The 1,989-nt window shown below is 28.2% G+C and carries 1 protein-coding gene and 2 pseudogenes; all 3 read left to right on the top strand.

The genetic code is table 11. The features are described from left to right. Nucleotides 1-736: pseudogene (locus GFU93_RS04325) on the top strand (hypothetical protein); the annotation flags it as partial. A gap of 5 nt (nucleotides 737-741) precedes the next feature. Next, on the top strand, nucleotides 742-966 hold the full coding sequence (locus tag GFU93_RS04330) for a hypothetical protein (RefSeq protein ID WP_160567547.1): 225 nt from the start codon (nucleotides 742-744) through the stop codon (nucleotides 964-966). Then, nucleotides 963-1,989 (top strand): annotated as a pseudogene (locus GFU93_RS04335) (hypothetical protein); the annotation flags it as partial. The gene GFU93_RS04330 and the pseudogene GFU93_RS04335, both read left to right, overlap by 4 nt.

Below are 1,989 nucleotides of genomic sequence, written 5' to 3' on the forward strand. Positions count from 1 at the left end.
TAATTTATTAAAGAGTTGGGAAGAAACCGGTTTGTCCTCGCTTATTTTAGATATTATCAGGCATAGAGAAGTTGTTGTAACTAAATTTCACGAAATGTACGCATTAATTGCCAAAAATCTTAAAATGGATTTAGCAGGAACAGAAGTTCAAGAACGAATGATTAATAATTATCTGGCAATATTAACACCGATCTATATTTTATGGGATAATTTTAATTTTCCTTTTACGCAAGAATATTTTTACCGTCTTTGTAAAGAATTGATAATTAATTCTTCAGATATGATAACAGAAAGTGAAGGTTTAGCAGATTTTTGGTCAATGTTTGAATATCTAGTTCATGAAAACAGAATAAAAGAGAATGAAGATTTTAAAATAATTTCACCTAAAACCGTAAAATTAGGCGTAAAAAAAGGAGGTAAAACCATAACGGAAGAATGGTATAACACTAATTCAGATAAAGTTTTATATATTTATTTTAAGAAGATTTATCAAGATATGCTTAGAGAATCTTCACGAAGAGGTACGTCTTTAATGAATGAAACTACGTTAAAAAATTACTTTCGAGCTAAAAAATATTTAATTGGTGGATCTGCAACAACCAGGCTGGGCGAAAGATCACAGAGTTGCTATGCTTTTAATTATTCTTTATTACACTCTCAGGGAATATTAAATATTGAAAAAACTTACATTTTAGATACTTCTTTAAGTTCTAAAGAAAAAGAAATTCCTTTTTAATAGAAATGAAAAACCCGTATTTAACAGAGATTGAGGAATTTTTTGACAATTTAATTAATTATCCAAAAAATATAAAAATAGATGGTCATTTATATTCTGAAAACGCGATTAAAAAACTTATTAAAGCTGAAATAATCATCCTTAAAAATCAATCGGGTAAAAAAGGATATCTACCGTATTATTATAGACTGCTTAAAATTTATAACATCATAAAAAAAGAAAAACCATGAAAAATTTAAAAATGACCTTGAAGTTTACTCCCGGAGACGTTGAAAAAGCAAATTTCATCATTGCTCAATTTATTGAGCGTTTAGAATTATATGAAAAAATAAGAAATCTTAGTGAAATAACTACTAAGGATATTATTAATAGAGAACGTTTCAGAAAGGAATTATTAAAAGAATATTTCGGCAACGAACCTAAAAGTGAAACTAAAGACTATCGCTCATATGGAGACGCTTTGGATGATAATTCAAATAGTAATGATATTCTAAAGACTTACGAATTAAAAACATTAGGCTGGCAAAATGAAGGATTTTTTGTTTTTGCTGATGGAATTTATTTAAAAAATCAATTTATAAGAACCAATAAATATGGGAATATTAAGTTAGAAGGATTGACAGAAGAAAACTTAGAAGAAAGATGTTTTGTTTATAGAAAGTCCCTGATATGTATAGATCAATGGATGTCACAATTGGTTAAAGTATATGGAGATAAGGGAATTGTAGGGATAGGCTTTGTGTTTGCTTCTATATTTCGCGATATTTTAATTAAAAAATTTTCTTTTTTTCCTCATTTAGGATTATTCGGAGAAAAAGGATCCGGAAAATCTAAATTTGGAGAATCTTTGCATAATTTTTTCTTCTATAAGATGATTCCATTTGATTTAAACTCGGGAACTGTTGTAGAGTTTTTCAGAAGATTAGCACGAACAAAAAACACTATATCATTTTTAGAAGAATATCACGATAATATACATTATTTTTTGTTTCAATCGATGAAAAAGGCTTATGGCGAAGGGGAAAGAGAAAAAGGACAAGCAACATTTAATTATCGAACATCTATTACAAACGTTAATTCATCAATAATATATACCGGTCAATATTATCCGGCACGCGATGATAATTCCTTAGCTACTAGATCTTTACTTTTGTCCTTCATTAAAAAGCCTTATACAACGGAAGAAATCCATGAATATAATTTATTAAAGAGTTGGGAAGAAACCGGTTTGTCCTCGCTTATTTTAGATATTA

It is taken from the genome of Apibacter sp. B3546 (assembly GCF_009827885.1).
In the GTDB taxonomy this organism is placed as follows: Bacteria; Bacteroidota; Bacteroidia; order Flavobacteriales; family Weeksellaceae; genus Apibacter.